Annotated in this window: 5 protein-coding genes; 4 read left to right on the top strand and 1 reads right to left on the bottom strand. The window is 41.4% G+C overall.

Annotated elements, in window-relative coordinates; genetic code table 11:
* The 3 genes from Q1V93_RS00120 to Q1V93_RS00110 form a co-directional block, all read left to right on the top strand.
* Positions 1 to 1,188, top strand: a 1,188-nt coding sequence (locus Q1V93_RS00120) for a T9SS type A sorting domain-containing protein (protein ID WP_300659729.1), incomplete at its 5' end; no start/stop codon positions are given.
* 182 nt (positions 1,189 to 1,370) lie between these two features.
* Positions 1,371 to 2,687, top strand: a complete 1,317-nt coding sequence (locus Q1V93_RS00115) for a hypothetical protein (RefSeq protein WP_300659726.1) — start codon at positions 1,371 to 1,373, stop codon at positions 2,685 to 2,687.
* Positions 2,688 to 2,790: 103 nt separating this feature from the next.
* The gene (locus Q1V93_RS00110) at positions 2,791 to 3,795 is read left to right on the top strand and encodes a hypothetical protein (protein WP_300659723.1); all 1,005 of its coding nucleotides are present in this window, start codon (positions 2,791 to 2,793) and stop codon (positions 3,793 to 3,795) included.
* A 120-nt stretch (positions 3,796 to 3,915) separates the two neighbouring features.
* Here the strand turns inward: Q1V93_RS00110 and xerD are convergent, their stop codons facing one another.
* Positions 3,916 to 4,821, bottom strand: a complete 906-nt coding sequence (gene xerD / locus Q1V93_RS00105) for a site-specific tyrosine recombinase XerD (RefSeq protein ID WP_300659720.1) — start codon at positions 4,819 to 4,821, stop codon at positions 3,916 to 3,918.
* A 2-nt stretch (positions 4,822 to 4,823) separates the two neighbouring features.
* On the opposite strand from xerD, the gene aroQ reads away from it, so the two are divergent.
* On the top strand, positions 4,824 to 5,255 hold the full coding sequence (gene aroQ / locus Q1V93_RS00100; protein ID WP_300659717.1) for a type II 3-dehydroquinate dehydratase: 432 nt from the start codon (positions 4,824 to 4,826) through the stop codon (positions 5,253 to 5,255).
* Positions 5,256 to 5,474: the final 219 nt, after the last annotated feature.

Raw genomic sequence — 5,474 nt, 5'->3', positions numbered from 1 at the left:
TGTGCACATAACTCCAACTACACAATTACAGTAAATAACGCTCCTTCAGTAACACAAAGCGCTTTTGCATCAACATGTGATAATGTTTCAACAGTTGCATTGTCAGGTGGAAGTCCGGCAGGTGGAACATATTCCGGAACAGGAGTAACAGGATCAAATTTCTCTCCTTCAGCAGGAACTCAGGCAATCACATATACGTATACAGATGCAAATAACTGTACAAATAGTGCAACAGCAACCATTACAGTAAACACTGCACCAACAGTTTCTCAAAGTGCCATTGCAGCGGTATGTTCAAATACAGGACCAGTTGCATTGTCAGGAGGAAGCCCGGCAGGTGGAACGTATTCCGGAACAGGGGTAACAGGATCAAATTTCTCCCCTTCAGCAGGAACTCAGACAATCACGTATACGTATACAGATGCAAATAACTGTACAAGCGATGCAACTACAACAATTACTGTAAATGCTGCGCCAACAGTTTCTCACAGTGCAATAGCTGCTGTATGTGCAAGTGCAGGACCAGTTGCTTTAACAGGAGGAAGTCCGGCTGGTGGTACCTATTCCGGAACAGGAGTAACGGGAACAAACTTTAATCCTGCTTCTGGAACACAAGCAATTACTTACTCTTATACAGACGCAAACAACGGTTGTATGGATACAGCAGCAGTAACAATTACTGTAAATCCGCTACCAACGGTTACATTTACTTCACCTGTTTCAACACTTTGTCTGAATCACAATCCATTGACATTGTCAGGAGGAAGTCCTGCTGGTGGAGTTTATTCCGGAACAGGAGTAAGTGGCGGAGTATTGAACCCGGTAACTGCCGGCGCAGGAAGTCACGTAATTACTTATTCATACACGGACGCAAACGGATGTGAGAATGATGCAACATTTACAATTGTTGTGAGTGCTTGCTTAGGTTTGAACGAAAACGGACAAGATTTCGGAATGGAAATCTACCCGAATCCTACAAGTGGTAAATTCACTATGAATACGAAGTCAGGAGTTAATTTCTCAATTGTAAATGTAGTAGATGCTCAAGGAAAAGAAGTACGTTTTGAATCTTCAAAAACTTCAGCACAAACAATTGAAGTTGACTTCTCTAACCAGGTAAACGGAGTTTATTTCGTAAACGGATTAGTTGATGGACAACGCGTAGTTTTGCGTGTGCAGAAATATTAATTGAAAATAAGATAATAAGTTAAAAGGCTGCTCCAAAGCGGGGCAGCCTTTTTAGTATAAAAACACGGTATTTTTTTGATGAGATCAACTATTTATTGATCTCGGTTTATGAAACGATCTTTTTTAAAGATTAGATACTGAACTACAAGTTAAACTTACAGATAACCACAAACTTAAGCGTAATGAGCTATTCACTAAAGGCGATTTGTATCGCCACACTATTGTTTTTTATATCTGCTACAGCCATACAGGCGCAAAAATTAGTCAGGTATACCATTTCTGTTCCTCAGAATTTTCTTTCAAAAGATTATCTTTCCTTAGCGCTGGATCATATTCCCAATAAAGGTGTCAACCTGGGGGAAAATGCATTTGAAGTAGTTTTGGAACAGGAAAATGCAGGAGATTATGTCCGGTCACTATTTGAATCAGCAGGAATTCCGGTATTGAGCGTAAGCGGATCGAAATACCAGGGAGTTTCTTCTTATGAAAAAGCAGGAGGAGCTGATTGTGAATCTGCAGGCCTGTTATGTTCGAACACTTCACAAACTGCAAACAGCAGTGGTGCTGGGATAGATGAACTGACCGGTGGAAACAGAGGGTGTTTGAATACTGAACATCAATCATCCTGGTACTATTTAAATGTTCAATCAGGAGGAACTTTAACGATGACTATTTCACCGGCTAATTCTAATGATGATTACGATTTTGCGATCTGGGGACCTTTCACAAGTGTGAATGCCGGGGCTAATTGTCCGCCGGTTACTGCTCCTGTTCGATGCAGCTGGTCTGCTGTGAAGGGAAATACCGGAATGGTTATTCCTTATAACGGACAAACATCTTCATCGGGTTGTGGACCGTGGTATTGGCCTTTCGATCCGTGTTATGGATTGGTTACAACCACGAACAACCCTGCGGATGTAAGCGAAGGATCGGGTGGAGACAGCTGGGTGAGTAATTTAACCACTTCAGCGAATCAGATTTACATTTTGCTGGTAGATAACTTTTCGAATTCCGGGCAACCTTATTCAATGTCATTTGGCGGGACTTCCGTTTTGGGATGTACCCCTGTTGTTCTGCCAATTGAATTGACCACATTTTATCCGAAGAAAACGACAAAAGGAAATCTGTTGAACTGGACAACACAAAGTGAAGACCGCTCCAATTATTTTACCGTTGAATGGACAACCAATCCGGCTTCGGATGACTGGAAAGAAATAGTCTATGTTCCTGCCCGGGGATATTCCCAGGAAATGGTTCATTACAATGCGCTTCATTCAAATGCATCTTCTACTGAAATCAATTATTATCGCCTGACTTCAACGGATTTGGATGGCTCCAGGAAAGTATATGATTCTCATATCGTGTCGGTTGATAATTCCCTGGAAACCAAAAAAGTGGAAAAGATCTTTAACCTGATGGGGCAGGAAGTAAACGAAGATTGGCCGGGAGTCGTGATTTATTATTACTCGGACGGATCCACGGAAAAAGTATACAGATAAATTTTTCAATTCGAGGTATTCGATTCAGCCACTAGAAAGGAATTCACCAAGAAAAGTCGTTCTATTCAAAGAGCGACTTTCATTTTTTTGCTATTTTTCAGCCATGGATATTCAAAACCGACTACTTGAACAGCTAAAAGCAAAGCTACCTCCTGAAACCTCGTTGGGAAAATTACTGATGGATGACCTCGAATTATCACGTGATTCAGCTTATAGAAGAGCAAGGGGAGAAACAGCTTTGAAGCCGGAAGAGATCAATTTACTGTGCCAGAAATACGAATTGTCGATTGACAAGATTATCGGTGTTTCAGGGAAAAGTGTGACTTTTCAATACAACCCGATTCAGCGTACAGAGTTTTCATTCGACACCTATCTGAATGGAATTATGGATGGCTTTAAGCGAATGGTTGCCCAGAGAACACAGGAATTGTATATGTCGAACCTGGATTTGATCATTTTTCAGTTATTGAATTCTCCTGCATTGCTGCGTTTCAAATTGCTTTATTTCGGGAAATGTTATCTGAAATTGGGGCAATTGGAAAGTGTGAAGTTTCACAAAGGATGGAAAGGTGATATTTCGGATGAACAACTACAGCAAATGGCTAATTTCTACATCCGCGTCAAATCAACGGAAGTAATCGGCTATGATGCTGGAAAAGGATTGATCCGTGAGATCGTGTCGTTTTACGAACTGGGTTATTTTGAAACTCCGGAAGATGCTTTGTATTTGATTGACGAAGTTGCAGGATTGGTGGAACACATCAAAAAGCAGGCTGAAATCGGTCGGAAATTCATCAAAGGACAACCTGTCATTACGGAGGAAGACAATTTCCATTTGTATCTCCATCAAACCTATATTCAGGATAATACCATCATTTCGGAAACGAATGCGTACCGGATGCTGTACATTACGCATAACATGCTGAATTACTTGTATACCATTGATCAGGATTATGTGAACAAGTCATTCGCAGTATTTCATTCCATGCTGAAAAGCTGTGTGAAGATTTCGGAAGAAAATCAGCGACAGCGGAATGCTTATTTTGACAGTTTGAACCTGTTTATTGATCGGGCGAGGATCAGGATCCAGGGAACGGATCTTTTTTAAATGTTATTGATATTTAGTTGACCAATTTGTGTTTGGTAATGTTGAACTTGAGGCTGGTTCGCAATATTGCGATATTGAGTTTTCAGCTGTTAAATATCTTCCCCGTGATTTCCCCAAATTTTATGATTCATTGTTTCTCGGATGATACGTCAGGATTGCGTCGCGTAAAAAACGCTGATCCAAATGCGTATAGATTTCCGTTGTAGTAATGTTTTCATGTCCCAGCATATCCTGAACAGCCCGGAGATTAGCGCCACCTTCAATCAAATGCGTGGCAAAAGAATGCCGGAAGGTATGTGGACTGATATTCTTATGAATTCCTGCTTTATCTGCCAATTGTTTGATAATGGTAAAGATCATCACACGCGTTAATTGCGCACCCCGGCGATTCAGAAAAACATAAGCTTCATTTCCTTTTTTTATCTGTAAATTTTCCCGGTCTGTCTGAGCATACAGATTCACTTCTTCCACCACACTCGGACTCACGGGAACCAAACGTTCCTTGTTTCCCTTTCCGATTACACGAACAAATCCTTCTTCAAAAAAGCAATCTTCAAAGCGCAGGGAAACGAGTTCACTGACCCGTAAACCACAACTGTAAAGTGTTTCGAGAATGGCTTTGTTTCGCTGACCTTCATTGGTGCTCAGATCAATTGCAGCGATCAGGGCATCAATTTCTTCAATGGTGAGAACTTCCGGAAGTTTTCGTCCTATTCTGGGCATTTCCAACGATTCCGAAGGATCATCCTTCCGGATTTCTTCCAGGAGCAGGAAATCGAAAAATTGCTTCCATCCGCTGATGATTCGAGCTTGTGTACGGGCGCTTAATCCCATGTCGAATAACTCCGCAACAAATTGTTTGAGATGTCCGGCCTGAACGTGTTCAGGAGAAAGTGTGTAAGATTCGCAAAAGTCGCGTAACTTAGCAATATCTTGTTGATAGGCAAAAATGGAGTTTTCAGCCAGGCTTCGTTCAATCTTCAGATAATGAACAAATTGTTTAATCGTACGTTCCCAATTTTTCAATGATGCGAATTCTAATTCTCAATGGCCCGAATTTAAATCTTTTAGGCACACGCGAGCCTGAAATTTACGGAAATCAAACGTTTTTGGAGTATTTCAAAAAGTTAAAAGCTCATTTTCAGGGAGAACTGGAATACATCCAAACGAATGTGGAGGGCGAATTAATCAATGCGCTTCACCATTCGACCCACGACGGAATTGTTTTGAATGCGGGCGGATACACACATACAAGTGTTGCTCTTCGCGATGCCATTGCGGGAATCCAGATTCCGGTTGTTGAAGTGCATATCAGTAACTTGGCTCAGCGTGAAGGATTTCGCCATAATTCGTTTATAACGGCTGTTTGCGCCGGTTCAATTATGGGCTTCGGAATGGATGGTTATCGTTTGGCGTTGGAATGGTTTACAGGAAATGAGCGTAGTAAGATTGGATATTAAGTTATCCTCCACCGTTATCGCCCCTTTGGAGGGGGATTGACTAGTAAACAGCACAACTGTTATTTTTGGTAATCGAAACAGGAATGATTTCTAGAACACGGTTTGAAAAATGGCCATTACGCTGAAAACTGTCGTAAACAAGAACAAGCAACGCTTGTGAAGACTGAAGAAAGCCTGAAAGGCGTATTCTGAAGGATAGTGAAGCGAAAAAAAGCATTC

Source organism: Fluviicola sp., assembly GCF_030151805.1.
Lineage (GTDB): Bacteria > Bacteroidota > Bacteroidia > Flavobacteriales_D > Crocinitomicaceae > Fluviicola.
The sequence above is the reverse complement of the archived record's forward strand: the minus strand, read 5'-3'. Positions and strand labels throughout refer to the sequence as shown.